The 24,307-nt window shown below is 64.2% G+C and carries 23 protein-coding genes; 16 read left to right on the top strand and 7 right to left on the bottom strand.

Annotated elements, in window-relative coordinates; translation table 11 throughout:
- Window positions 1–103 precede the first annotated feature (103 nt).
- From purE to HU218_RS04325, 5 genes are all read left to right on the top strand, one after another.
- On the top strand, window positions 104–592 hold the full coding sequence (gene purE, locus HU218_RS04305) for a 5-(carboxyamino)imidazole ribonucleotide mutase (protein ID WP_174873705.1): 489 nt from the start codon (window positions 104–106) through the stop codon (window positions 590–592).
- Window positions 592–1,722, top strand: coding sequence for a 5-(carboxyamino)imidazole ribonucleotide synthase (locus HU218_RS04310; protein WP_174873706.1), 1,131 nt, complete (start codon window positions 592–594; stop codon window positions 1,720–1,722). Before purE ends, HU218_RS04310 begins: the two co-directional genes overlap by 1 nt.
- A 54-nt stretch (window positions 1,723–1,776) precedes the next feature.
- Entirely contained in the window at window positions 1,777–2,643 is an 867-nt protein-coding gene (locus HU218_RS04315; RefSeq protein ID WP_174873707.1) for a phosphoribosylaminoimidazolesuccinocarboxamide synthase, read from the top strand.
- A 151-nt stretch (window positions 2,644–2,794) separates the two neighbouring features.
- Window positions 2,795–3,376: a GNAT family N-acetyltransferase gene (locus tag HU218_RS04320; RefSeq protein ID WP_174873708.1), complete on the top strand. Its 582-nt coding sequence runs from the start codon at window positions 2,795–2,797 to the stop codon at window positions 3,374–3,376.
- Between the two features lie 124 nt (window positions 3,377–3,500).
- Entirely contained in the window at window positions 3,501–4,415 is a 915-nt protein-coding gene (locus tag HU218_RS04325; protein ID WP_174873709.1) for an alpha/beta hydrolase, read from the top strand.
- A 74-nt stretch (window positions 4,416–4,489) separates the two neighbouring features.
- Here HU218_RS04325 and HU218_RS04330 read toward each other — a convergent pair whose 3' ends face one another.
- A complete protein-coding gene (locus HU218_RS04330; protein WP_174873710.1) occupies window positions 4,490–5,047 on the bottom strand; it encodes a carbonic anhydrase in 558 nt (185 codons plus the stop codon).
- 201 nt (window positions 5,048–5,248) lie between these two features.
- Here HU218_RS04330 and HU218_RS04335 point away from each other — a divergent pair, with 201 nt between their 5' ends.
- The 3 genes from HU218_RS04335 to HU218_RS04345 all read left to right on the top strand — a co-directional run bounded on the left by HU218_RS04335 (window position 5,249) and on the right by HU218_RS04345 (window position 10,563).
- Window positions 5,249–5,854 (top strand): oxidoreductase, encoded by a 606-nt coding sequence (locus HU218_RS04335; RefSeq protein ID WP_281357112.1) that lies wholly within the window; start codon window positions 5,249–5,251, stop codon window positions 5,852–5,854.
- Between the two features lie 54 nt (window positions 5,855–5,908).
- Complete coding sequence (locus HU218_RS04340) at window positions 5,909–7,438, top strand: oxidoreductase (RefSeq protein WP_281357113.1); 1,530 nt, start codon at window positions 5,909–5,911, stop codon at window positions 7,436–7,438.
- A gap of 374 nt (window positions 7,439–7,812) precedes the next feature.
- The gene (locus HU218_RS04345) at window positions 7,813–10,563 is read left to right on the top strand and encodes a putative bifunctional diguanylate cyclase/phosphodiesterase (RefSeq protein ID WP_174873711.1); all 2,751 of its coding nucleotides are present in this window, start codon (window positions 7,813–7,815) and stop codon (window positions 10,561–10,563) included.
- A gap of 6 nt (window positions 10,564–10,569) precedes the next feature.
- Here the strand turns inward: HU218_RS04345 and HU218_RS04350 are convergent, their stop codons facing one another.
- Window positions 10,570–11,049: a TlpA disulfide reductase family protein gene (locus tag HU218_RS04350; RefSeq protein WP_174873712.1), complete on the bottom strand. Its 480-nt coding sequence runs from the start codon at window positions 11,047–11,049 to the stop codon at window positions 10,570–10,572.
- 122 nt (window positions 11,050–11,171) lie between these two features.
- Between HU218_RS04350 and HU218_RS04355 the strand changes: the two genes are divergently transcribed.
- The 5 genes from HU218_RS04355 (at window position 11,172) to HU218_RS04375 (ending at window position 16,062) form a co-directional block, all read left to right on the top strand.
- Window positions 11,172–12,116 (top strand): carbohydrate kinase family protein, encoded by a 945-nt coding sequence (locus HU218_RS04355; protein ID WP_174873713.1) that lies wholly within the window; start codon window positions 11,172–11,174, stop codon window positions 12,114–12,116.
- 226 nt (window positions 12,117–12,342) lie between these two features.
- Window positions 12,343–13,623, top strand: coding sequence for a glutamate--cysteine ligase (gene gshA / locus HU218_RS04360; RefSeq protein ID WP_174873714.1), 1,281 nt, complete (start codon window positions 12,343–12,345; stop codon window positions 13,621–13,623).
- A gap of 29 nt (window positions 13,624–13,652) precedes the next feature.
- Entirely contained in the window at window positions 13,653–14,621 is a 969-nt protein-coding gene (gene gshB / locus HU218_RS04365) for a glutathione synthase (RefSeq protein ID WP_174873715.1), read from the top strand.
- Entirely contained in the window at window positions 14,621–15,682 is a 1,062-nt protein-coding gene (locus HU218_RS04370; protein ID WP_174873716.1) for an FAD:protein FMN transferase, read from the top strand. The genes gshB and HU218_RS04370 overlap by 1 nt, the downstream gene beginning before the upstream one ends.
- The gene (locus HU218_RS04375; protein WP_174873717.1) at window positions 15,679–16,062 is read left to right on the top strand and encodes a diacylglycerol kinase; all 384 of its coding nucleotides are present in this window, start codon (window positions 15,679–15,681) and stop codon (window positions 16,060–16,062) included. Before HU218_RS04370 ends, HU218_RS04375 begins: the two co-directional genes overlap by 4 nt.
- Here HU218_RS04375 and HU218_RS04380 read toward each other — a convergent pair.
- The 5 genes from HU218_RS04380 to HU218_RS04400 form a co-directional block, all read right to left on the bottom strand.
- Window positions 16,059–16,436 (bottom strand): hypothetical protein, encoded by a 378-nt coding sequence (locus HU218_RS04380; protein ID WP_174873718.1) that lies wholly within the window; start codon window positions 16,434–16,436, stop codon window positions 16,059–16,061. The two genes, HU218_RS04375 and HU218_RS04380, sit on opposite strands and share 4 nt — an antisense overlap.
- 271 nt (window positions 16,437–16,707) lie before the next feature.
- Window positions 16,708–18,999, bottom strand: a complete 2,292-nt coding sequence (gene topA, locus HU218_RS04385; protein WP_174873719.1) for a type I DNA topoisomerase — start codon at window positions 18,997–18,999, stop codon at window positions 16,708–16,710.
- A 133-nt stretch (window positions 19,000–19,132) separates the two neighbouring features.
- Window positions 19,133–19,591, bottom strand: a complete 459-nt coding sequence (locus tag HU218_RS04390; protein WP_174873720.1) for a Smg family protein — start codon at window positions 19,589–19,591, stop codon at window positions 19,133–19,135.
- Between the two features lie 17 nt (window positions 19,592–19,608).
- A complete protein-coding gene (dprA, locus tag HU218_RS04395; protein ID WP_174873721.1) occupies window positions 19,609–20,730 on the bottom strand; it encodes a DNA-processing protein DprA in 1,122 nt (373 codons plus the stop codon).
- Window positions 20,727–21,749 (bottom strand): LysM peptidoglycan-binding domain-containing protein, encoded by a 1,023-nt coding sequence (locus HU218_RS04400; RefSeq protein ID WP_174873722.1) that lies wholly within the window; start codon window positions 21,747–21,749, stop codon window positions 20,727–20,729. The genes dprA and HU218_RS04400 overlap by 4 nt, the downstream gene beginning before the upstream one ends.
- A 113-nt stretch (window positions 21,750–21,862) precedes the next feature.
- Here HU218_RS04400 and def point away from each other — a divergent pair, with 113 nt between their 5' ends.
- From def to htpX, 3 genes are all read left to right on the top strand, one after another.
- Entirely contained in the window at window positions 21,863–22,366 is a 504-nt protein-coding gene (gene def, locus HU218_RS04405) for a peptide deformylase (protein WP_174873723.1), read from the top strand.
- Between the two features lie 73 nt (window positions 22,367–22,439).
- Entirely contained in the window at window positions 22,440–23,360 is a 921-nt protein-coding gene (fmt, locus tag HU218_RS04410; RefSeq protein ID WP_174873724.1) for a methionyl-tRNA formyltransferase, read from the top strand.
- A 54-nt stretch (window positions 23,361–23,414) separates the two neighbouring features.
- Window positions 23,415–24,269: a zinc metalloprotease HtpX gene (htpX, locus tag HU218_RS04415; RefSeq protein WP_174873725.1), complete on the top strand. Its 855-nt coding sequence runs from the start codon at window positions 23,415–23,417 to the stop codon at window positions 24,267–24,269.
- Window positions 24,270–24,307 lie beyond the last annotated feature (38 nt).

Here is a 24,307-nt window from a genome sequence, read left to right on the forward strand (position 1 = left end):
CGGCGGCGTCTGCCGGCCCGACTGCGATGCAACATCCGGCGGGCAAGCCCTTGCCGAATCAGGTAAAATCCCGTTTTTCCTCTCCTTGACGGGACTCGCCTCCATGATCGAAGTTGGCATCGTGATGGGTAGCAACAGCGACTGGGAAGTCATGCAGAACGCCGCGCGCGTACTGAAAGACTTCGGCATCGCGTTCGAAACCCGCGTCGTTTCCGCCCACCGCACTCCTGACCTGCTGTTCCAGTACGCCGAAGAAGCCGAAGCGCGTGGCCTGAAAGCCATCATCGCCGGCGCCGGCGGTGCTGCCCACCTGCCGGGCATGCTGGCAGCCAAGACCCACATTCCGGTGCTGGGCGTGCCGGTACCGTCCAAATACCTGCGTGGCGAAGATTCACTGCTGTCCATCGTGCAGATGCCCAAGGGCATTCCGGTGGCCACCTTTGCCATCGGCGAAGCCGGTGCGGCCAACGCCGGCCTGTTCGCCATCGCCATGCTGGCGACCACCAAGCCGCAGCTGGCCGAACAGCTGAAGGCTTTCCGCAAGAAACAGGAAGCAACCGTACTGGCGATGACGCTGCCGGAGGTGAACTGATGCGCGCCATCCTGCCGCCCGCGATGCTGGGCATCCTCGGCGGCGGCCAGCTAGGCCGCATGTTCGTGACCGCCGCCAAGCGCATGGGCTACCGCGTGACCGTGCTGGACCCGGATGCCAGTGCGCCGGCCGCCGAGTTTGCCGATGTGCATCTGTGCGCGCCGTTCGATGACGCCGCCGCGCTGAAAACCCTGGCCGATAGCTGTGCCGCGGTGACCACCGAATTCGAGAACGTCAACGCCGACGCCATGCGGCTGCTGGCCAAGACCACGCGCGTGTCGCCGTCCGGTGACTGCGTGGCCATCGCCCAGGACCGTATCGCCGAGAAGAGCTGGGTGCGCAAGGCCGGTCTGCCGACCGCGCCGTATCTGGCCATCGAAAGCGTGGACGACATCCAGGTTGATCTGACTCCCTACCTGCCGGGCATCCTCAAGACCGCGCGTCTGGGCTATGACGGCAAGGGCCAGGTGCGGGTGAAAACCGCCGACGAGGCCCGCGCCGCCTTCGCCAATCTGGGCGGCCAGGCCTGCGTGCTGGAAAAGATGCTGGACCTGAAGCTGGAAGTATCCGCCATCGTCACCCGTGTCAGCACTGCCCAGGTGGCAGTGTTCCCGGTCGCCGAGAACATCCACAAGGACGGAATCCTCGACGAATCCATCGTGCCGGCGCGCATCGCGCCGGAACTGGCCGCCCGCGCGCAGCAGTTCGCGGTGCAGCTGGCCGAGGCACTGGATTACATCGGCGTGCTGGCGGTGGAGTTCTTCGTGCTGGGCGACGACAGCCTGGTGGTGAACGAGATCGCGCCGCGGCCGCACAACTCCGGCCACTACACCATCGATGCCTGCGCCACCGATCAGTACCAGCAGCAAGTGCGCGCCATGTGCGGCCTGCTGCCGGGCAAGACCGAGCTGCTGTCGCCGGTGGTGATGGTGAATCTGCTGGGCGATGTGTGGCAGGAAGACGGCGGCGAGCCGAACTGGTCGGTGCTGATGGAAGCGCCGAACGCCCACCTGCACCTGTACGGCAAGAAGCAGGCACGGGTTGGCCGCAAGATGGGCCACTACTGCGTGCTGGCGGCCAACGTCGACGACGCGCTGGAGCAGGCGCGCGCGCTGAAAGATACCCTGTAAGGATTCAGGCGATGCCCATAAGGCATCGCCTTTTGTTTTTGTGAAGGAAGTTTCATGAGCCAACTGACCAGCCTGAAGAAAATCTACTCGGGTAAAGTGCGCGACCTGTACGAGATCGACGACAAGCGCATGCTGATGATCGCCAGCGACCGCCTGTCGGCGTTCGACGTGATTCTGGACGACCCGATCCCGGGCAAGGGCCAGATTCTGACCGCCATCTCCAACTTCTGGTTCGAGACGCTGAAAGACGTGGTGCCCAACCACCTGACCGGTGACAAGCCGGAAGACGTGGTGTCGGCAGAAGACCTGCCGCTGGTGGCCGGTCGCGGCGTGGTGGCCAAGCGCCTGAAACCGGTAATGATCGAAGCCGTGGTGCGCGGCTATCTGGCCGGCTCCGGCTGGAAGGAATACCAGAAGTCCGGCACCGTGTGCGGCATCCAGCTGCCGGCCGGGCTGAAGGAATCCAGCAAGCTGCCGCAGCCGATCTTCACCCCGTCTACCAAGGCGGCGGTAGGCGATCACGACGAGAACATCACCTTCGCGCAGTGCGAGGCCATCGTCGGTGCCGAACTGGCGGCCAAGGTGCGCGACACCGCCATCCTGCTGTACCAGACCGCGTCCGAATTCGCCGCCAAGCGCGGCATCATCATCTGCGATACCAAGTTCGAATTCGGCCTCGACGAAGACGGCACCCTGGTGCTGATGGACGAGGCGCTGACCCCGGATTCCAGCCGCTTCTGGCCGGCTGACAGCTACGCCGAAGGCAGCACCCCGCCGTCGTTCGACAAGCAGTTCGTGCGCGACTGGCTGGAAGCCTCCGGCTGGAACAAACAGCCGCCGGCCCCGGCCGTGCCGCTGGAGGTGCGCGAGAAGACCGCTGCCAAGTACCGCGAAGCGCTGGAGCGTCTGACCGGCAACTGAACGTTGGCCGCAAGCTGACTTGAAAACCCGTGCGCGCAACCGCACGGGTTTTTTGTTGCTGCCCGTCAGGCTGCAGACTGGTGCGGAATCAAACCGCGGACAGTCGCTTGATGGCATACTTGCGCCTTTCCGCCGTATCCGGAGTTTTTCGATGGCGACATCGCAGCCCCCCCTGTCTACCGAACGTTTGCAACTGTTGCCGGCCGAGTCCGCCTGGGCCCGCGCGGTGCTGGATTACCAGCTGCGCAACCGCGAACATTTCGCGCCGTGGGAGCCGACGCCGGGCGGGATGTATTACTCCGAATTCTTCTGGTCGATGCGCATGCGCCAGCGCGAGGAAGACTGGCGTGAAGGTCGCGGCGCCACCTTTCTGCTGATGCGCGACAAGGAGCCGGGGCGGGTGATCGGCATGATCACCATCAGCAATATCGTGCGCGGGGTGTTCCAGGCCTGCCATCTGGGCTACGGGCTGGACAAGGATTGTGAAGGCCAGGGCCTGATGCGCGAGGCGCTGGAGGCGGTGGTGCAGTTCGCCTTTACCAATCTTCGTCTGCACCGGGTACAGGCCAATTACCAGCCGCATAATGTGCGCAGCGCCGGCCTGCTCAAGCGGCTGGGCTTCCAGATCGAAGGCCAGGCGCGGGACTACCTGTTCCTCAACGGTGCCTGGCGCGACCACGTGCTGACCTCGCGCTGCAATCCCGACTACGACGCCCGTCCGCTGCAGGCCTGATCCTGCCGGTGCGCAGCGTTGGCCGTAGGGCTTATCTCGCGCGCTAAATTCTGCCAAACTGGGGGCATCATGCGGTCAACGTTGTTGATTGGCCGCGATCTTGTCTAGCGAGAACGCCGCCCCGATGCAAACCTTCACCCTGCAAGCCAGTGACGACAGCACCATCCACGGCCAGTGCTGGCTGCCAGATGGCACGCCGCGCGCGACGGTGGTGATCAGCCACGGCATGAGCGAGCACGCCGCCCGTTACGCGCCGCTGGCCGCCGAGCTGGTTGCCGCCGGCTACGCGGTGTATGCCCACGACCATCGCGGCCACGGCCGCTATGCGCCGGTGCCGGGCTGGTTTGCCGCCCGCGGCGGCTGGGAGCAGGTGGTGGATGACCTGCGCTGCGTGGTGGATTACGCCCGTGGCCAGCACGATTGCCCATTGATCCTGTACGGCCACAGCATGGGCAGCTTCATCGCGCGCAGTTTCCTGCTGCATTACGGCCAACGTCTGGACGGCCTGGTGCTGTCGGCGACCGGCTACCGCCAGAGCTGGCTGGCGCGGCTGATGCGGCGGGTGTCCCGGCTGGTCGGCCGGCTGAACGGTACGGCACGGCCCAGCCCGTTCATGACCGCACTGGTGTTCGGCAGCTTCAACCTCGGTTTCATGCCGACCCGGACCAAGCTGGACTGGCTCAGCCGCGATCCGGCGGCGGTGGATGCCTACATCGCCGACCCGCTGTGCGGGCAGTTTCCCACCCCGCAACTGTGGAGCGACCTGTTCGGCGGCATCGTGGCGATGGAGGCCGGCGAGGCCGACGGCACGGCGCTGCCGAAAGATTGCCCGGTATGGTTGCAGGCCGGCAGCCGCGATCCGGTCAGCCTCGGCAAGTTCGGCTTGGGGCAGTTGGCCGCACGCTATCGCCGCGCCGGCATGCGCGATGTCACGGTGACGGTGTACCCGGGCGGGCGTCACGAGATGCACCACGAGACCAATCGCGACCAGTTCCGCGCCGATCTGCTGGCCTGGCTCAACCGGGTCAGCGCGCACTGAGCGCATAAGCGCAGCCGCATGCGACAAGCGCCTGCCACGTGAGGTGGACAGGCGCTGGTGGTTGCCGGGCCGATCTAGCTGCGCGGCACGATCTGCTGCACGCTGCCGTCCAGCGCCATCAGATAGGTTTGCACCTGCAGCTGCGGGTACTTGGCCAGAATCTGTTGCCGCAACTGCATCAGCGTTTCGGCATGCACCTTGGTCTCGACATCCGGCAGCTGGCCGAAGTCCTGGCCGAGCACCACCTTGTAGGCGCCGCAGTCGCGATGGTCGAGGATGATGACCTGGTGGATATGGTGCAGATCGATGGCGACCTGCAGGTGCTCCCAGAACGCGGTATTCCACGCCGGGAACTTGGGGGTGATCGCCCCCAGCGCCGCACCGGCCAGCACCACGTGATCGTACTTGTTGCGCATGCCCATGCCGGCCATGAAACGCTCGGTATCATCCACCAGCCGGTAGTCCATGCACGACAGCAGCAGCGCGTCGGTGCCGCCGGCAGCCAGCGCGGTCCGTGGCAGGAAACTGCCCAGCAACACGGCGCCACCACCCAGCGCGCCCAGGCGCAGGAACTCGCGGCGACCGAGTGTCTGTCGTTCGGCGTTATCGGTATGGCAGCTTGGCTGGCACATGGTCACTCCCTGTTCGCGTTATGGTGCTTAATTGTAAGCCAGTGTCGTGGCCGGCACAGTACGGCCGTTGATTAAACGATCGTTTGACAACTTACTGACCAGTAAGTATCGTCGCCGACAGGCCAAGGCCATACCGATAATCAAGGGCTTGCACGCGCAGACGGGCAGCCGCACGACACAAGCGACACGAGGAAAAACATCATGACGGCTTATCCGCATCTGCTGGCGCCACTGGATCTGGGCTTCACCACCCTGAAAAACCGTGTGCTGATGGGTTCGATGCACACCGGGCTGGAGGAGGCGCCGGGCGGCTTCGAGAAAATGGCGGCGTTCTACGCCGAGCGCGCGCGCGGCGGCGTCGGGCTGATCGTGACCGGTGGCGTGGGCCCCAACGAGGAAGGCCGCGTGGCCGAAGGCGCCTCGATGCTGGCGGACGAGCACGAAGTGCCGCAGCATCGCATCGTCACCGAAGCGGTACATGCCGCCGGCGGCAAGATCGCGATGCAGATCCTGCACACCGGCCGCTACAGCTTTCAGGAAAGCCTGGTGTCGGCATCGCCGATCTGCGCGCCGATCAACTTCTACCGTCCGCGCGAAATGTCGGAAGACGACATCCAGCGCACCATCGCCGATTTCGCCCGCTGCGCGAAACTGGCGCAGCGGGCGAAATCGGCGCTCGTTTCATTGCACGTCTACTTCACACCTGATCATTATCATTACTCTTCTACGACCTTCCCTGCCTATGTTACTGTGCTTTACTCTGATTGCATGTATCACCAAGATGATCTTATTTTTTTTTTTTTTTGAATGCGCCGCCACCCCCAGATATCTACACACTGCATGTCGTCGGCAGCGTCGGATGTGTATAAGAAAAAGACCAACCAGTTCATCGCCCGCCACACCAACAAGCGTACAGACCGCTGGGGTGGCAGCTTCGAAAACCGCATCCGTTTTGCGCTGGAAGTGCTGCGTGCGGTGCGTGCCGCGGTTGGCCGCGAGTTCATCATCATCTACCGGCTGTCGATGCTGGATCTGGTGCAGGACGGCAGCAATTTCGACGAGGTGGTGGCGCTGGCGCAGGAAGTGGAACAAGCCGGCGCCACCATTATCAACACCGGCATCGGCTGGCACGAGGCGCGGGTGCCGACCATCGCCACCAGCGTGCCGCGCGGCGGCTTTGCCTGGGTCACCAAAAAGCTGATGGGCAAGGTGGGCATCCCGCTGATCACCACCAACCGCATCAACACCCCGGAAGTGGGCGAGCAGATTCTGGCTGACGGCTGTGCCGACATGGTGTCGATGGCGCGGCCGTTCCTGGCCGATGCCGAGTTCGTGCTGAAAGCGGCACAGGGCCGCAGCGACGAGATCAACACCTGTATCGGCTGCAACCAGGCCTGCCTGGACCACATCTTCCAGGGCAAGCTCACCAGCTGCCTGGTCAACCCGCGCGCCTGCCGCGAGACCGAGCTCAACTACCTGCCGGTGACCACGCGCAAGAAACTGGCGGTGGTGGGGGCCGGCCCGGCCGGCATGGCGTTTGCCACCATCGCCGCCGAGCGCGGCCACGATGTCACCCTGTTCGATGCGGCTGGCGAAGTCGGCGGCCAGTTCAACGTCGCCAAGCGTATTCCGGGCAAGGAAGAGTTCCACGAGACGCTGCGCTACTTCGCGCGCCGCATCGAGCTGACCGGCGTAAAGTTGCGGCTGAACACCCGCGTGGCGGCGGCCGATCTGACCGGCTTCGATGAAGTGGTGCTGGCGACCGGCATCGCGCCGCGCACGCCGGACATTCCGGGGGTCGACCATCCCAAGGTGCTCAACTATCTGGACGTGCTCAAGCACGGCAAGCCGGTTGGCCGCAAGGTCGCCATTATCGGTGCCGGCGGCATCGGCTTCGATACCGCCGAGTTCCTGACCCACGAGGGCAAGTCGCCATCGCTGGATACTGCCGCCTTCATGCGCGAATGGGGGGTGGACATGGACATCGCCACCGCCGGCGGTCTGGCGGCAGGCGGCCCGCAGCCGCATCCCAGCCCGCGCGAGGTTTACCTGCTGCAACGCAAGAGCAGCAAGGTGGGCGAGGGCCTGGGCAAGACCACCGGCTGGATCCATCGCAGCAGCCTGCAGATGAAGCAGGTGAAGATGATTCCGGGCGTCAGCTACGAGCGTATCGACGATGCCGGCCTGCACGTGACCATCAAGGGCGAGCCGCAGCTGCTGGCGGTGGACAACATCATCATCTGTGCCGGCCAGGACCCGCTGCGCGAACTGCAGCAACCGCTGCTGGCTGCTGGCAAGCCGGTGCATCTGATCGGCGGCGCCGATGTGGCAGCGGAGCTGGACGCCAAGCGCGCCATCGATCAGGGCGCAAGGTTGGCCGCAAGCATCTAAGCCAGCACGCGGTAAGCAAAGCGGCCGGGAATCCCGGCCGTTTTGCATTTCTGCCGTGCCGGCGACAGCGGCTCATGCTGTCGTCGGGATACGACAGCAGCGCGTGCCATGGGCATAGAACCGGACATGTTTGCGTTTTGTCATAAACCGCGTTTATCGAATAGATACAGTGATCTGCCGCTTTGCTATTAGCGGCAGTGCATGGCCCCCAGTGCGGGCTGACGACCCGATTTTTAAAATGGCTGGCATGCAGTGCATCTGCCTGCCAGTGGCCAAGGATTCCGTGCCGCCATGTGGCGGCCTGCCTGGCGGCAACCGCCGGAATTTCGCTGATCATGATTCGACTCTTGAGCGCTTACCTCACGTCATGGCAAATGCTTCCGCGCTTGCTCTGGACGCAGCTGGCTGTGCTGCTGTGGCTGCAATGGCAAGGTTGGCCGCATGGCGTGCCGGCCTGGTCCTGGCCGCTGCTGCTGGCCGCAACCCTCTGGCTGGGCATGCTGTTCCGGCGGCAAGACTGGCGTATGCGAGTGCTGGCAAGCAAAGCGCAGGCGCAGGCAGCAGGGGCATTGCTAGAGCGTTTGCCGGAAGCCGGTGCCGATGCGCTGGCGCAGCTGGCCGCGGCATGTAATGCCATGACGGCCCAGCGCCAGGATGCGCGTCATGGGCTGTATCAGGGGCGCAACTTCGCCGACCTGTTGTTGCAGGGTATTCCGTTGCCGGTGTTTTACCAGGATCTGCATGGCCGCTATCTGGGCTGCAACGAAGCCTTCAGCCGCGCTACCGGCCTGTCGCCGCAGGCTATCAGCGGGCGCAATGCCGACGAGCTGTGGGGCGAGGCGCAGGCAGCGCTACACCGGCAGCACGATGCTGCGCTGCTGCGCGGCGAGCCGCGCCAAGAATACCCGGGCGAACTGTGTGACGGCGATGGCCGCGTGCGCCAGGTGGTGTTTTCCAAGAACGTGTTCTACGACGCCGACGGCCACGCGGCCGGCGTCATCGGCGTCTGGAACGATATCAGCGAGCTGCGCGCGGCGGAAAACCGGCTGCGCTTGCTGGCCGGGGTGTTCAAGCATACCCGCGAAGGCATCGCCATCATCGACCGGCGCGGCGTCATCCTGGATGCCAATCGCGCCTTGTGCGATATCAGCGGCTTTGCCCGCGAGGCCTTGCTGGCAACCCGCCTGCAGCAGTTCTATGCCGGTGGCAACGAGGCGCATTTTTACGGCCAGCTGCGGCAGGGGCTGCGGGAAGGCGGCTACTGGCATGGCGAAGTGCTGACCCGGCGCAGCAACGGCAGCTGCTATCCGGTATTGCTGTCGGTGTCGCGGGTGCAGGATGCCGATGGCCGCCTGCGCAACTACATCGCGGTGTTTACCGATATCAGCATCCTGAAAGAGCAGGAGCAGCGGCTCGATCGCATGGCGCATCACGACCCGCTGACCCAGCTACCCAACCGCGTGTTGCTGGCCGAGCGCATGCAGCTGGCGTTTGCCCATGCTCGCGACAGCGGCCTGTACCAGGCCATCTGCTTCATGGATCTGGATGGTTTCAAGCGCGTCAACGACCGCTTCGGCCACGAGCACGGCGACCAGCTGTTGATCCAGGTTGCCGGCCGGCTGCGCGATGCGCTGCGCGGCAGCGATACCGTGGCGCGGCTGGGGGGCGACGAGTTCGCGCTGGTGCTGACCGCATTGCCGGATGTGGCCGCCTGCCATCGCAGCCTGCAGCGCTTGCTGGACATCGTGGCGCAGCCGTATGACCTGTCCGGTATCCAGGTGCAGATTACCGCCAGCATCGGCGTGGCGCTGTATCCGCAGGACGAGGACGACCCGGACACCCTGCTGCGCCATGCCGACCAGGCGATGTATCAGGCCAAGGAACAGGGGCGTAACGGCTACCGCATCTTCGATGCCGAGCATGACCGCCGCCGCCGCAGCCGCAAGGAAAGCCAGGACCGGCTGCAGCAGGCGCTGGCGCACAACGAACTGCAGCTGTACTACCAGCCCAAGGTAAATATGCGCAGCGGCCAGGTGGTGGGGGCGGAAGCGCTGCTGCGCTGGCATCACCCGCAGCTTGGCGTGCTGGCGCCGGGAGCGTTTCTGGCCGACATTGAGGACAGCGAGCTGGATATTCCGCTGGGCGAGTGGGTGCTGCGCACCGCGCTGGCGCAGATGCAGGCGTGGCGTAGCCGCGGTCTGCTGCAGGGGGTGAGCGTGAATATTTCCGCCTTTCATTTGCAGCAGCCGGACTTTGCCAGCCGCATGGCGCAGATCCTGCTGGATTACCCGGATGTGCCGCGCGACATGCTGGAGATCGAGGTGCTGGAAAGCACCGCGCTATCCGATCTGGAGCGGGTGATCGCGCTGATGCGCGAATGCCAGGCACTGGGGGTGCGCTTCGCGCTGGATGACTTCGGCACCGGTTACTCCTCGCTGCTGTACCTGAAGCGGCTGCCGGCGGACAAGCTGAAGATCGACCAGTCCTTCATCCGCAATATGCACGAGGACACCGACGATCTGGCCATCGTGCAAGGCATCATCGGCCTGTCCGGCGCCTTCAACCGCCACCAGGTGGCGGAAGGGGTGGAGACCGAAGAGCACGGCAAGCTGCTGCTGTATCTGGGCTGCGAGGTGGCGCAGGGCTACGGCATTGCCCGACCGATGCCGGCGGACAGTTTCTTTGACTGGGTACGCAAGTGGCAGGGTAATCCGGTGTGGGAATATGCCGGCCGCCAGCGCTGGTCGCAGCAGGATATCGCGCTGTTCCGGCTGGAGCTGGCCTACCGCGCCACGCTGGGACGACTGCTGGAGTTGGCCGCCGGCGACGGCGGCCCCGGCGACTGGGATGCCGCCAGCTATGCCGATTTCGCCTGCTGGTATCTGGAAGAAGGCCAGCGGGGCTATGGACAGAATCCGCACTATCGCGAGCTGGGCGAGCAGCTACAGGCGATCGGCAGCCATAGCTTTACCCTGTGGCAGGCCTTGCAGCAGGGTGATGCCGCCGAGGTGGCCAGCAGCGTGCCGGAACTGATGCGCTTGCGCGATGCGCTGACCGCGACGGTGCGTTGTCTGTTGCCCGGCCACAGCGTCTCCAGCCGGCACAACGAGCATTTCGATATCTAGTGGCGGCTAGCGTAGCGGCAGTGCCAGTTGCAGCGTCTTTTCGTCCAGGATGCCGAGAATGCGTTTTACCGGCTGGCCCTGTTCGTTGAGGATCACGGTAAACGGCAGGCCACCGGCCTTGTTGCCCAGCGTGTGCATCAGTTCGATGCCATCGCCATCGGCCAGTACCACCGGGTAGCTGACCGGCGTCTGCTTCAGGTAGCCCTGCACCTGCTCCGGCTGGTCCAGCGCAATACCGACAAAGCGCACGCCGCGTGCGGCCAACCTTTTTGCCTCTGCCGACAGCAGCGGCATCTCGATGCGGCATGGCGCGCACCAGGTGGCCCAGAAGTTCACCACCGTGATCTTGCCCTGCAGGCGGGAGAACTGCGCCGGTTTGCCATCCGGGGTGTTCAGCGGGATGGTGCCGAGGCTGGTCGCGGCATGCGCCAGCACGGGGAACAGCAGTGCCAGCGTGGCGGCGTGGCGGCGAAAATTGATTGTCATGATTATTCCGGAGTAATGCCTAAAAGCTGTTAGTTATCTGCAAGTTGGCCGCTGTTCGCGGCTGACTGTCATCTGCGCTTCATGATAGACTTGTCGATTGCCTTTTAGTTTGCGCGCGAGTCATGTCGATTCTGGTTTGCGGGGCGCTTGCCTACGATACCCTGTTTTCTTTCAAAGGCCGTTTTGACAGCCAGATCCTGCCGGATCAGCTGCACAAGATTTCCACCACCTTCCTGGCGCCGTCGATGCGCCGCGAATTTGGCGGCATGGCCGGCAATATTGCCTACAGTCTCAGCCTGCTGGGCGAAAAGCCCATGGTGATGGGCGTGGTGGGGGAGGACTTCGAGCCTTACCGCCAGCACCTGAAGCGCAACAACGTGGATGATCGCTTCATCCGCACCATCCGCGGCCAGTACACCTCGCAGTGCTTCGGTATCTCCGACAAGGACGGCAACCAGTTGATGGCCTTCCATCCGGGGGCGATGGATTTTGCCACCGATAACCACATTGCCGATATCCCGGACCCGATCGAGCTGGCGATTCTGTCGCCGGGCGGCCACCAGGCCTTCCTGCAGCACTCGCGCGAACTGCACGCCGCCGGCATCCCGTTCATTTTCGACCCGGGCCAGGAGCTGCCGCTGCTGTCGCCGGACGAGCTGCACGAGATCGTGACGCTGGCCGATTACGTCGCCATCAACGATTACGAGAGCGAGCTGATGCGCGAGCGTGCCGGGCTGACCATCGACGCGCTGCGCCAGCAGGTGAAGGCGCTGGTGGTGACGCGTGGCTCCAAGGGCGCCGAGATTTATACCGGCGACAGCATCCACCTGATTCCGCGCGTGCAGATGCCGATCAAGCCGGTGGATCCGATGGGCTGCGGCGATGCCTTCCGTGCCGGCCTGCTGTACGGCATCAAGTATGGCCTCGACTGGAAAGTCACCGGCCGGCTGGCCAATGTCATCGGCGCCATCAAGGTGGCCACCCATGGTTGCCAGAACCACCATTTCGATTGGGACAAGCTGCGCAGCCTGTACCAGCAGTCGTACGGCGAGGCCTGGCCGCTGTAAGCGCAGGCCCTGACGATACCCTTCACACCCGGCCACGGCCGGGTGTTTTCATTGCGGCTATTGCCGGCGCTACCCCTGCCGGAATGGCCGGGCTGTAGCCGGCGTCAGGGTTTGCTACCCTGTTACTGCGGGGGCTGTGCGAAATCCCTGCTGCCGGCAGGCTTGAATCTCGCCATGCACGGCCCCACCATTGATAGATTCCGCATCCCCCGGCAGAAAGGGCAACATGACCGTACCGCATCTCACTACCGCGCTGACCGGCCCGCTACGCGAGCTGGAAAGCCGCATCCTGGTTGCGCAACCGCATATCGAACACTGGTTCCGCAGCCAGTGGCACAACCATGTCGCGCCGTTCTATGGCTCGGTGGATCTGCGTAACAGCGGCTTCAAGCTGGCGCCGGTGGACATGAACCTGTTCCCGGGCGGGCATAACAACCTGAATCCGGAATTCCTGCCGCTGGCGGTACAGGCGGCGCAAAGCGCGGTGGACCGCGTTTGTCCGGAAGCACGCAATATCCTGCTGATTCCGGAAAACCATACCCGTAACAGCTTCTATCTGCAGAACGTGGCGGCGCTGGTACATATCTTCGAGCAGGCCGGGCTGAAAGTCCGTCTCGGTACCCTGAATCCGGAAATTACCGCCCCGACCGAATTGACCGCGGCCAACGGTGCGGTGATTACCGTGGAGCCGCTGGAGCGCCGCGGCAACCGCCTGGTGCTGGCCGATGGCTTCAGCCCCTGCATCGTGCTGCTGAACAACGACTTGTCCGGCGGCATTCCGGACATCCTGAAAAATCTGGAACAGAATCTGATGCCGCCGCTGCATGGCGGCTGGGCGGTGCGCCGCAAGAGCAACCACTTCGCCGCTTACGACAAGGTGGCCGCCGATTTCGCCTCGCTGATTTCCATCGACCCGTGGCTGATCAACCCGTATTACAGCACCGCTACCGGCCTGGATTTCCACACCCGCCAGGGTGAGGACGAGTTGGCCGCCAAGGTGGAAGACGTGCTGGCGCGTACCCGCGCCAAATACCGCGAATACGGCATCGACCACGAACCGTATGTGATCGTGAAAGCCGACGCCGGCACCTATGGCATGGGCGTGATGAGCGTGAAATCGCCGGAAGAGGTAATCGGCCTCAACCGCAAGGCGCGCAACAAGATGTCGGTGGTGAAGGAAGGGCTGGAAGTGTCCGAGGTGATCGTGCAGGAAGGCGTCTACACCTTCGAATCGATCAACGAAGCGGTGGCCGAACCGGTGGTGTACATGATGGACCGCTACGTGATCGGTGGCTTCTACCGCGTGCATACCGGCCGCGGCGTGGACGAGAACCTCAACGCGCCCGGCATGCACTTCGTACCGCTGTCGTTCGAGAAGCCGTGTCTGCCGGACCGCCAGGCCGGCCCGGATGCCCCGCCGAACCGTTTCTATGCTTATGGAGTGATTTCGCGCCTGGCGCTGCTGGCCGCAGCGCTGGAGCTGGAAGCCACCGACCCGGACGCCTGAGCCTGCGGCCAACCTGAGGACATTACGTCATGCACATTCTGTTCATTGCCGACCCGCTGGAGCATTTCAAACTCCACAAGGACACCACCTACGCCATGATGGAAGAGGCGGCCAAGCGCAGCCACGGCATCTGGTTCTGCGAGGCGGGCGACCTGTACGTGGAAGGCGGGCGCATCCTGGCCGAGGCGGTCCCGGTACATCTGACCGGCAGCAAGGACAAGGACTGGTTCCGCAAGGGCAATCTGCAGGCACAGGCGCTGCAGAATCTCTCCGCCATCGTGATGCGCAAGGACCCGCCGTTCGATCTGGAATACCTGTACGCCACCCAGCTGCTGACGCTGGCGGAGCAGCAGGGGGCACGGGTGTTCAACCGTGGCCAGGCGCTGCGCGACTACAACGAGAAGCTGGCGATTCTGGACTTTCCGGAACAGATCACGCCGACCATGGTCACCTCGCGCCCGGATCGCCTGAAGCGCTTCGTGCGCCAGCATCAGGACGCCATCCTCAAGCCGCTGGACGGCATGGGCGGCAGCGGTATCTTCCGCGTGACTCCGGACGACCCGAACCTGAACGTGATCATCGAGACCGTCAGCCACAATGGCACCCGCACGGTGATGGCGCAGCGCTTCATTCCGGAAATCCGCAATGGCGACAAGCGCATCCTGGTGATCGACGGCGTGCCGGTGGAGCACTGCCTGGCGCGCATCCCGCAAGGTGGCGAAACCCGCGGCAACCTGGCTGCCGGTGGTCGCGGCGAAGCCCGCCCGCTGACTGAGCGTGACCGCGAGATCGCGCTGGCGCTGGCGCCGGAGCTCAAGCGTCGCGGCATCCTGTTTGCCGGGCTGGACGTGATCGGCAACTACCTCACCGAGGTCAACGTCACCAGCCCGACCTGCTTCCGCGAAATCATGGACCAGACCGGTATCAATGTCGCCGGCCTGTTCATCGACGCGCTGGAGCGGGCGGTGGAACGGGCACTGGCGGGCCAGGCCGGCTGATGTCGCGCTGGCGTGGACAAGGGGCGGCGCTGGCCGCCCTTTTCGTTTGCCTGCTAGCCGGCTGCAGCCGTGCGCCGGAAGCCTACCGCCAGGAAAGCTATGTATTCGGCACCCGGGTGGAGCTGACGCTGTACGCCGATGACCAGGCGTTGGCCGCACGCGCGGCAGCCGCGGTACTGGCCGATCTGGATCGCCTGCATCGCCAGCTGCATGCCTGGTCAGCGGACAGCGAAGTGGCGGCGGCCAACCTTGCGCTGGCCAGTGGCCGGCCGTTCCGGCCGTCGCCGGAACTGGCCGAGCTGCTGCACAAGGGACAGCGGCTGGAAGCGCAGTCGGACGGGCTGTTCTCGCCGGCCATCGGCGCGCTGGTGGCGGCCTGGGGCTTTCATGCCGACAGCTATGCGGCGCGGTTGCCGGACGCCGGCAAGTTGGCCGCACTGGTGGCCGCCCGGCCGCGGCTGGCGGATATCGGCTGGCAGGACGGAGAGATGGTTGGCCGCAACCCGGCAGTGCAGCTGGATTTTGGCGGCATGGCCAAGGGCTGGGCGCTGGATCGGGCGCGGCGGCAGCTGCTTGCGGCCGGCATCCGCTCGGCTTTGCTGAATATCGGCGGCAATATCATGGCACTGGGGCACAAGCCGGACGGCTCGTCGTGGCGGGGCGGGATCCGCCATCCGCGGCAGGCCAGCGCCATGGCCAGCCTGGAACTGCATGATGGCGAGGCACTTGGCACCTCCGGCGATTACCAGCGTTATTTCGAGTTGCACGGCAAGCGCTATTGCCACCTGATCGATCCGCGCGATGGCAACGCCGACTGTCGCGTACAATCCGTGTCCGTATTGTCCCGGCCGGGGCCGGATGCCGGCTTGCTGTCCGATGTGGCCAGCAAACCGCTGTATTTTGCCGGTGCGCGGCAGGCCGCCGCGATGGCGCGGCGCTTTGCACTGGCCGGCTGGATGCTGGTAGATGCGCAGGGCGCGGTCTGGCTTGACCCGGCGCTGCAGCAACGGCTGCAATGGCGACTAACACCCGATAGCTTACAGGTAACAGGAACACCATGACCCCTTCGCAGGAAAGTCCGTTCAAGGGCAAAACCGGTTTCAAGCGGCTGATCAATGCGTTTGGCTATTCGCTGGACGGGCTGCGCGCCGCCTTGCGGCACGAGGATGCCTTCCGCCAGCTCAGTCTGCTGGCGGTGGTGCTGATTCCGCTGGCGCTGTTTGCGGCACCGGCCAGCGGGGTGGGCAAGGCGATTCTGGTTGCCGCTTCGCTGGCGACGCTGGTGATCGAGCTGCTCAATTCCGCCATCGAGGCGGCCGTGGACCACACCTCGCTGGAGCACCATCCGCTCGCCAAGCGCGCCAAGGACATGGGCAGTGCCGCGCAGCTGCTGGGGCTGATCAACCTGCTGGCAATGTGGCTGCTGGTGTTGTTCGGCTAGCCGTTGCGGCGGCGGTATAGCAGGCCGGGCACCACGCGGATCATGTCCCGCTCGCTGACGGTTTCGCCATCGCGGCCGGCCAGCTCCCACTCGCAGTCGCCGGCGCGCAGTACGCGGTACACCGGATAGCCGGCCTCGTAATGCAGCAGCTCCTGGCCGTGGAAGTGCTCCAGTGGCAGTAGCGGCAACTCCTGACGCGCCAGGAACATTGCCAGCGTTGAGGGTGCCAGCTCGCTGATCTGCTCGCGATCGGCGCGCCAGATGCCGGTAAACATCACCAGTAGCGAAAAGGCCAGCATCGGCCAGGCGCCATCCAGCGCAAAGACCACGCTGAGAACACTGGCTCCGGTAAAGAAGAATTGACTGTTAGGCATGGCGTCGCGTCCCGCTGGCCCATTCCGTTCCGGACGGGGAACAATGAAAAACGCCGCCTTGCGGCGGCGTGCTGTCTGTCGGGCAGGGGTCCGTCGGGAATGGAGCGCGATCATCGCTCCGTATGCAGTGCAAACCTTACAATCTCCGACGTTCCCCCTAAGTTGAATCATAGTGCTTGCCCCAGCAGTTGCCAGACGGAAAATGCTCCGCCGGCCATGAAAAAACCGCCCGAGAGGGCGGTTTTTATTGGCGGCCAACGTTGGCCGCGGCTCAGCTTTCCTTGCCTTCCGGCGGGGCGATCTGCTCGGCGTAGCCACACTCCTTCTGCGGGCACACCTTCTCGGTGCCGCGGCGTTTGGTGACCTTGATGGTCAGCACCGGCCATTGGCACTTGGGGCAGGTCTCGGCGATCGGCGGGTTCCAGGTGGCGTAGGTGCACTTGGGGGAGGTGTTGCAGCTGTAGAACAGCTTGCCGTAGCGGCTCTTGCGCTCGATCAGGCTGCCGGCCTTGCACTGCGGGCAGGTCACGCCGGTGTCGCGCGGTTTTTCCAGCGGCTCGATGTGCTTGCACTTCGGGTAGTTGGCACAGCCGATGAACTTGCCGTAGCGGCCCTTCTTGATGTGCAGCTCGCCGCCGCAATCCGGGCAGGTGCGATCCTCGATCACCGTCGGCGCTTCGGCTTCCGCCGCGGCCTGCTCGGCGGTTTCGCCGACGTTGCGGGTGTAGTCGCAGTCCGGGTAGCCGGTACAGGCGATGAAGCGGCCGCGCTTGCCGAACTTGATCGATAGCGGTTGGCCGCATTTCGGGCAGGCTTCGTCCAGGCTTTCAGTGGTGACTTCAGCGCGGCTGATGCCTTCCTTCTCGACGATCTGCTTGTGGAAGCCCTTCCAGAAGCTGTCCATCACCGGCACCCACTGCCGTTGGCCGCTGGCGATTTCGTCCAGCTGGTTTTCCAGCTTGGCGGTGAAGTTGTAGTCCACGTACTGGGCGAAGTGTTCGGTCAGGAACTTGTTGACGATGTCGCCGGTGTCGGTGGGGAAGAAGCGCTTCTTGTCCAGGATCACGTACTCGCGATCCTTCAGCGTGGAGATGATGCTGGCGTAGGTGGAAGGGCGGCCGATGCCGAACTCTTCCAGTGCCTTCACCAGGCTGGCTTCGGAGAAGCGCGGCGGCGGCTGGGTGAAGTGCTGCTCGCTGTACAGTTTGTCCACTGGCAGGGTTTCGCCTTCTTCCAGCAGCGGCAGCTTGGCGTTTTCCTCGTCCTCGGCGTCGTCGACGTCTTCCTCGTACACCGACAGGAAGCCGCCGAATACCAGCACCTGGCCGGTGGCGCGGAACACGCCTTCGCCGACATGGATGTCGATGCTGGTGGTGTCGAACTTGGCCGGCGCCATCTGGCAGGCCAGGGTACGCTTCCACACCATCTCGTACAGCTTGAACTGGTCGGCGGTGAGGAAGGCTTTCACCGATTCCGGCGTGCGCAGGATGGAGGTCGGGCGAATCGCCTCGTGTGCTTCCTGCGCGTTCTTGGACTTGTTCTTGTAGGTCACCGGGTTCTTCGGCAGGTGGTCGCCGTCGAAACGTTCGGCAATGTAGCCGCGGATTTCTTCCACCGCTTCATTGGCCAGCGCTACCGAGTCGGTACGCATATAGGTGATCAGACCGACAGTGCCCTGACCGATGTCGATACCTTCGTACAGCTGTTGCGCGGTACGCATGGTGCGGTCGGTGGTCATGCCCAGCTTGCGCACTGCCTCCTGCTGCAGGGTGGAGGTGGTGAACGGTGCCGCCGGGTTGCGGGTCTTCTTTTTCTTTTCGATGCGGCCAACCTGGGCGCTGTGGCCCTGCAGTGCCGCTACGATGCGCGCCTGTTCGGCATCATCCGGAATATCGAACTGCTCCAGTTTCTTGCCGCCGAACTCGTTGAGCTTGGCGCTGAACTTGGTGCGGCTCTTGTGGCTGTCCAGGTGCACTGTCCAGTATTCCTGCGACTCAAAGGCCTTGATCTCGTGCTCGCGCTCGCAGATCAGGCGCAGCGCCGGGCTCTGCACGCGGCCGGCGGACAGGCCTCGGCGGATTTTCTTCCACAGCAGCGGCGACAGGTTGAAGCCCACCAGATAGTCCAGCGCGCGGCGTGCCTGCTGCGCATCCACCAGCTCCTGCGAGATGTCGCGCGGGTTGGCGATGGCGTCCAGCACCGCGTTCTTGGTGATCTCGTGGAACACCACGCGTTGCGCGGTCTTGTCCTTCAGCAGCTTTTTCTTGTTGAGGATTTCCACCAGATGCCAGGAAATCGCCTCGCCTTCGCGGTCCGGGTCAGTTGCCAGGTAGACGTGGTCCACCTTGGCCACTGCATCGACGATGGCATCGACATGCTTGCTGTTGCGCGCGATCAGCTGGTACTTCATGGCGAAGTCTTTTTCCGGATCCACCGCGCCGTTCTTGGGGACCAGGTCGCGCACGTGACCATAGGAGGCGAGGACTTCGAAATCCCCTCCCAGATATTTTTTCAGTGTTTTCGCTTTTGACGGCGATTCGACAATCAGCAGGCTAGTGGGCATGTGCGGGTCGTTTCTGCAGAAGTCCAAGGTTCAGGACGACAATATTGTGTATTCATCAAACAAAACAAGAGCGCAAGTTTGGCGCTCTTGTCTGTGGCATGCGTTGCGGCCAGCGCCATGCTGGCCGTACGGCTTACTGCATGGTGGGCTCACCATGCAATGCAGTCAGCAGATCCTCGCCAACCAGTACCGGCAGCTCGGCGCGTTGTGCCCACAGCACCATCAGTGCCGCCAGTTTGGCGGTGGGCAGCGAGATCTCGTCGTCGGGCATCGCCAGCAGGCGGTCGATCAGCATCTCCCGCTGTGCCGGCGACAGCGCGCCGTTTTCTTCCAGGAACATGATCAGGCCGCGTACCTCGGTGGGCAGGCGGGCAGCCTCCTCGTCGTGGTACACGCGCAGGCCGGTGCTGTCATTGGCACCCAGATAGGCCCCTTCGCTGAGGCTGTTCAGGCCGTCCAGCCATTCCAGCGCGCTGCTGATTTCGTCATTTTCGAAACCGGCGGCCGCCAGCTGGCGTCCCAGATCGTCATGCGCAGGGCAGGCGTCCGGGTCGCTGAATTCTTCAAGCAGGTAGGCTAGGACATCAAACATTCAGGGGAATCAACCGGTTAGCAGATCGTGTCGGCAGCGTTGCCGCGGCGCTGGTAGCGGCCGCCGTGCATGCTGTCAACATGACCCTGTATTTCAAGCTCGAGAAGCATCGCGTAAACCTCCCCCGGCGTCAACCCGAGCCGGGCGGCGAGGGTGTCGGCATCCACCGGATCGAAGCCCATTGCCTGCAACAAAGGGGCAGCGACCGGCGTATCGGCGACGGCGGCCGGACTGGCAGCGGTCATGGCAGCGGTCATGGCGGCGGGTAGCGGCAGTCTGCCCACTTCATCCAGTACATCATCCACGGTTTCCACCAGCCGGGCACCGTCTTTCAGCAGCCGGTGGCAACCGCGTGCCTGCGGGTTGAGGATGGAACCAGGAATGGCCATCACCTCGCGGCCGGCCTCCAGTGCCAGTCGCGCGGTGATCAGCGAGCCACTTTGCAAGGTGGCCTCCACCACCAGGCAGCCACGCGCCAGGCCGGCGATGATACGGTTGCGACGCGGAAAGTTCTGCGCCAGTGGCGGCGTGCCCAGCGGAAATTCCGACAGGATCAGCCCTTGCTGGGCAATGCGATGCGCCAGTTCGCGGTTGCGTGCCGGATAGACGCGGTCGATGCCGGTGCCGATGACTGCCACGGTGCTGGCGGCCTGGGGCAGCGCGCCTTCGTGGGCGGCGGCGTCGATACCGTCGGCCAGCCCGCTGACAATGCTGTAGCCGTTGGCCGCCAGATTGCGGGCGAAGCTGCGGGCGTTGTCGTCACCCTGCGGGGTGGAGTTGCGACTGCCGACAATCGCCAGCATCGATGCGGCCAACAGCTCGCGGCGGCCGCGGGCAAACAGTAGTGGCGGTGCCGCGCCGGCCTCGGCCAGCTGGCATGGATAGTCGTCGTCCTGTAGGGTGAGCAGGTGGCAGCCGTCCGCCTCGGCCCAAGCCAGCGCCGCCGCCGCACTTTGCTGTGCCAGCTCACCGCCGAGGGTGGTGGCGATGTCGGCATCCAGCACGCCGGCCAGCTGTGCCGGTCGCGCCGCCAGCGCGGCAGCGGCGCTGCCAAAGCGCTGGATCAGCTGCAGAAAGCGCTGCGGGCCGATGCCGGGCGACAGCGCCAGCGTGGCCCAGGCCAGCAGGCTGTCACTCATTGCGGCGCGGCGATGCGGTCACCCACCATCACCGACTGGGAACTGCGCAATACCAGCGCGTAGGACGCTTTCCTGAACACGCGGTAGACGATCAGCTGGCCCAGCTCCTCGGAGGGCATCGCCAGCTGCTGTTTTTCGCCATTGTTTTCCACGCTGACGATCTTGGGCGCGCGATAGATACCGAATACGTGGCCGATCTCGACGCCTTCACGTTGGCCGCGGTTGATCACCACGCTGTACAGCTGGCCGATCTCGTTGACGCCACTGACGCTCTGCACGATCTTGCCCTGCAGTTCCGGCGGAGGTTCGTGCGGGATGTACTGCAGGTCTTCATGTTCGGTTTTCTTGGCCAGCCGGTCGCCGATCAGGATCTCCTCGTTGACCTTGCCGACCTGCAGGCTGCTGACCTTGTCCAGCTTGCGCACCTGCAGCTCGCCGCCGTAGATCACCTCGTAACCGAGCAGTTCCTTGGTATCCGGGTCTTCCACCGGGCGGCCGAGGCGGTAGGCCTGCCAGATACCGCCGGAAGTCAGGCCGGTGGCGTAGGCCGGGTCCAGCGAGGACAAGATCACGCGGTTTTCCTGGGTGGCCACCAGTTGTGGCGCGCGCTCGTAGTCGGCGGTGTCATCCACCAGCAGCGGACGCTTGAGGAACGGCTCGATCGCCTTGGCCGGGATCATGGTGATCGCCTCATCCAGCGGCGTGCTGCGTACCTGCGGCGACAGTTTCACCACGCGGTTGCTGCCGAAACGCAGTACCGGCTGGCCATTGACGTAGTCGAGGTACAGCACATCACCGGGATAGATCCAGTGCGGGTTCTTGATCTGTTCGCGGTTCATGCGCCACAGCTGCGGCCACTTCCACGGCGCAGTCAGGTACTTGCCGGAGATATCCCACAGCGTGTCCCCCTTTTTCACCACATAGCGTTGCGGGGCATCGGGGCGCAGTTGCAGGGTATCGGCAATGGCCGGGGCGGACAGGCCAATGGCCAGAACAAGAGATATAATAGGTTTTAACATCTGGACATGACCCCATCTATAGCCGGCACTGGAACGGAGAAGCACTTAAAACCGGGCTGATGACAACATTATTGTCAGCCGTGCCGGCATCCTCAACTGAAACGGTTTTGATTATGGCATTACTCAATATCCTTCATTATCCCGATCCGCGCTTGCACAAGGTAGCCAAGCCGGTAGAAGTTTTTGACGCGGCACTGCAACAGCAGATCGATGACATGTTCGAAACCATGTACGAAGCGCGCGGTATCGGCCTGGCGGCGACCCAGGTGGACTACCACCACCGCCTGATCGTGATCGATATCTCGGAAGACAAATCCGAGCCCTACGTCTTCATCAATCCGGAGTTCCTGCAGAAAGACGGCGAGACGGTGTACGAGGAAGGCTGTTTGTCGGTACCCGGCATTTACGACAAGGTGACCCGTGCCGAGCACGTGAAAGTGCGGGCGCTGGGCCGCGACGGCAAGCCGTTCGAACTGGACACCGGCGGCCTGCTGGCGATCTGTCTGCAGCACGAGGTGGATCACCTCGACGGCAAGGTGTTCGTCGAATACCTGTCGGAGCTGAAGCAGGCGCGCATCAAGACCAAGATGAAGAAGCGCGAAAAGCACACCATGTAAGCGTGCGGCCAACGTTGGCCGCAGCCTGATACGGGGCACGCCAGTCGTGCCCCGTCGCATTTGAGGATTCCCGATGAAACTGATTTTTGCCGGTACCCCGGTGTTCGCCGCCCAGGCCCTGCAGGCCTTGATTGCCGCCGGTCACGATATCGCGCTGGTGTTGACCCAGCCGGATCGCCCGGCCGGCCGAGGCATGAAACTCAAGCCCAGTCCGGTGAAGGAGCTGGCGCTGCAGCATGGCCTGCGCGTGGAACAGCCGCTGACGCTGAAAACCCCGGAAGCGCAGGCGCTGGTGGCCGAAGTCGGCGCCGAGGTGATGGTGGTGGCCGCCTACGGCCTGCTACTGCCCAAGGCCGTGCTGGAAATGCCGGCGCGTGGCTGCCTCAACATCCATGCCTCGCTGCTGCCACGCTGGCGCGGTGCCGCACCGATCCAGCGCGCCATCCTGGCCGGCGATGCGGAAACCGGCATCACCATCATGCAGATGGACGTGGGTCTTGATACCGGCGACATGCTGTCCATCCACGCGTTGCCGATTACCGCGGACGACACCGCGACCACGCTGCACGACAAGCTGGCGCAACTGGGCGCCGAAGCCATCGTCAGCACGCTGGCCACGCTGGGCAGCTGCGTGCCGGTGAAGCAGCCGGAAGCCGGTGTGACTTACGCCGCCAAGCTCAGCAAGGAAGAGGCGCGCATCGACTGGCACCTGCCGGCCGCCGACATCGCCCGCGCCATCCGTGCCTACAATCCGGCGCCGGGTGCACACACCCTGCTGGCCGGCGAGGCGCTGAAGCTGTGGTTTGCCGAGGCCATCGATGGCCAGGGGGCGCCGGGCGAGGTGCTGCGTGCCGATGCCGACGGCGTAGTCGTGGGCAGCGGCAGCGGGCTGGTGCGCATCACCGAACTGCAGGCTGCCGGCGGCAAAAGGTTGGCCGCACGCGATTTTGCCGCCGGGCGCAGTGGCCTGGCGGGAACCGTGCTGGGGGCTTGAGCCTCCAACACCTGCCCTCATCTGGGTAGGGATGCCTGAAGGAAAGGGAACGACATGGGCTTTAACTGGTTGAAAACCACGGTGTTGATGGCGGCGATCGTGGCGTTGTTCGCCATGATCGGCGGCATGATCGGCGGCAAGGGCGGCATGCTGCTGGCGCTGCTGTTCGGCGGCGCGATGAATGTGTTTGCCTACTGGAACTCCGACAAGATGGTGTTGCGTATGTACAACGCCCAGGAGGTCGACGGCCAAAGCGCGCCGGAACTGTACGGCATGGTGGCCGAGCTGGCGCAGCGCGCCGGTCTGCCGATGCCGCGGGTCTACGTGATTCACGAGGACCAGCCGAACGCGTTTGCCACCGGTCGCAATCCGGAAAACGCGGCGGTGGCCGCTACCACCGGCATCATGCGCATGCTCAGTTACCAGGAGCTGCGCGGGGTGATGGCGCACGAGCTGGCGCATGTGCAGCACCGTGACACGCTGATTTCCACCATCAGCGCCACCATGGCCGGTGCCATTTCCGCGCTCGCCAACTTCGCCATGTTCTTCGGTGGCCGCGACGAAGAGGGCCGGCCGGTGAACCCGATTGCCGGCATCGCGGTGGCGATCCTGGCGCCGTTGGCCGCCAGCCTGATCCAGATGGCGATCTCGCGCGCCCGCGAATTCGAGGCCGACCGTGGCGGTGCCGAGATCAGCGGCGACCCGCTGGCGCTGGCCGCCGCGCTGCAGAAGATCGAGTACTACGCCCAGGGCCGGCCGCTGTATGCCGCCGAGGCCCATCCGGAAACCGCGCAGATGATGATCATCAATCCGCTGTCCGGTAGCGGCATCAGCGGGCTGTTCCGTACCCACCCGCATACCGAGGAACGCATTGCCCGCTTGCAGGAGATCGCCCGCGGCATGCGCTGAACCGGTATCATTCGGCCTGTCGAATCACGGCCACCGTC

Source organism: Vogesella oryzae (genome assembly GCF_902829295.1).
In the GTDB taxonomy this organism is placed as follows: domain Bacteria; phylum Pseudomonadota; class Gammaproteobacteria; order Burkholderiales; family Chromobacteriaceae; genus Vogesella; species Vogesella oryzae.

What these genes read in the sequence shown, in the direction of transcription:
- HU218_RS04350 (WP_174873712.1), bottom strand. Translation starts at nt 11,049, where the DNA reads ATGACAATCAATTTTCGCCGCCACGCCGCCACGCTGGCACTGCTGTTC.
- HU218_RS04375 (WP_174873717.1), top strand. Translation starts at nt 15,679, where the DNA reads ATGACCCCTTCGCAGGAAAGTCCGTTCAAGGGCAAAACCGGTTTCAAG.
- HU218_RS04310 (WP_174873706.1), top strand. Translation starts at nt 592, where the DNA reads ATGCGCGCCATCCTGCCGCCCGCGATGCTGGGCATCCTCGGCGGCGGC.
- HU218_RS04355 (WP_174873713.1), top strand. Translation starts at nt 11,172, where the DNA reads ATGTCGATTCTGGTTTGCGGGGCGCTTGCCTACGATACCCTGTTTTCT.
- HU218_RS04320 (WP_174873708.1), top strand. Translation starts at nt 2,795, where the DNA reads ATGGCGACATCGCAGCCCCCCCTGTCTACCGAACGTTTGCAACTGTTG.
- purE (WP_174873705.1), top strand. Translation starts at nt 104, where the DNA reads ATGATCGAAGTTGGCATCGTGATGGGTAGCAACAGCGACTGGGAAGTC.
- def (WP_174873723.1), top strand. Translation starts at nt 21,863, where the DNA reads ATGGCATTACTCAATATCCTTCATTATCCCGATCCGCGCTTGCACAAG.
- HU218_RS04315 (WP_174873707.1), top strand. Translation starts at nt 1,777, where the DNA reads ATGAGCCAACTGACCAGCCTGAAGAAAATCTACTCGGGTAAAGTGCGC.
- HU218_RS04390 (WP_174873720.1), bottom strand. Translation starts at nt 19,591, where the DNA reads ATGTTTGATGTCCTAGCCTACCTGCTTGAAGAATTCAGCGACCCGGAC.
- HU218_RS04400 (WP_174873722.1), bottom strand. Translation starts at nt 21,749, where the DNA reads ATGTTAAAACCTATTATATCTCTTGTTCTGGCCATTGGCCTGTCCGCC.
- HU218_RS04335 (WP_281357112.1), top strand. Translation starts at nt 5,249, where the DNA reads ATGACGGCTTATCCGCATCTGCTGGCGCCACTGGATCTGGGCTTCACC.
- HU218_RS04345 (WP_174873711.1), top strand. Translation starts at nt 7,813, where the DNA reads ATGCTTCCGCGCTTGCTCTGGACGCAGCTGGCTGTGCTGCTGTGGCTG.
- HU218_RS04325 (WP_174873709.1), top strand. Translation starts at nt 3,501, where the DNA reads ATGCAAACCTTCACCCTGCAAGCCAGTGACGACAGCACCATCCACGGC.
- gshB (WP_174873715.1), top strand. Translation starts at nt 13,653, where the DNA reads ATGCACATTCTGTTCATTGCCGACCCGCTGGAGCATTTCAAACTCCAC.
- HU218_RS04330 (WP_174873710.1), bottom strand. Translation starts at nt 5,047, where the DNA reads ATGTGCCAGCCAAGCTGCCATACCGATAACGCCGAACGACAGACACTC.
- htpX (WP_174873725.1), top strand. Translation starts at nt 23,415, where the DNA reads ATGGGCTTTAACTGGTTGAAAACCACGGTGTTGATGGCGGCGATCGTG.
- HU218_RS04380 (WP_174873718.1), bottom strand. Translation starts at nt 16,436, where the DNA reads ATGCCTAACAGTCAATTCTTCTTTACCGGAGCCAGTGTTCTCAGCGTG.
- dprA (WP_174873721.1), bottom strand. Translation starts at nt 20,730, where the DNA reads ATGAGTGACAGCCTGCTGGCCTGGGCCACGCTGGCGCTGTCGCCCGGC.
- gshA (WP_174873714.1), top strand. Translation starts at nt 12,343, where the DNA reads ATGACCGTACCGCATCTCACTACCGCGCTGACCGGCCCGCTACGCGAG.
- topA (WP_174873719.1), bottom strand. Translation starts at nt 18,999, where the DNA reads ATGCCCACTAGCCTGCTGATTGTCGAATCGCCGTCAAAAGCGAAAACA.
- fmt (WP_174873724.1), top strand. Translation starts at nt 22,440, where the DNA reads ATGAAACTGATTTTTGCCGGTACCCCGGTGTTCGCCGCCCAGGCCCTG.
- HU218_RS04370 (WP_174873716.1), top strand. Translation starts at nt 14,621, where the DNA reads ATGTCGCGCTGGCGTGGACAAGGGGCGGCGCTGGCCGCCCTTTTCGTT.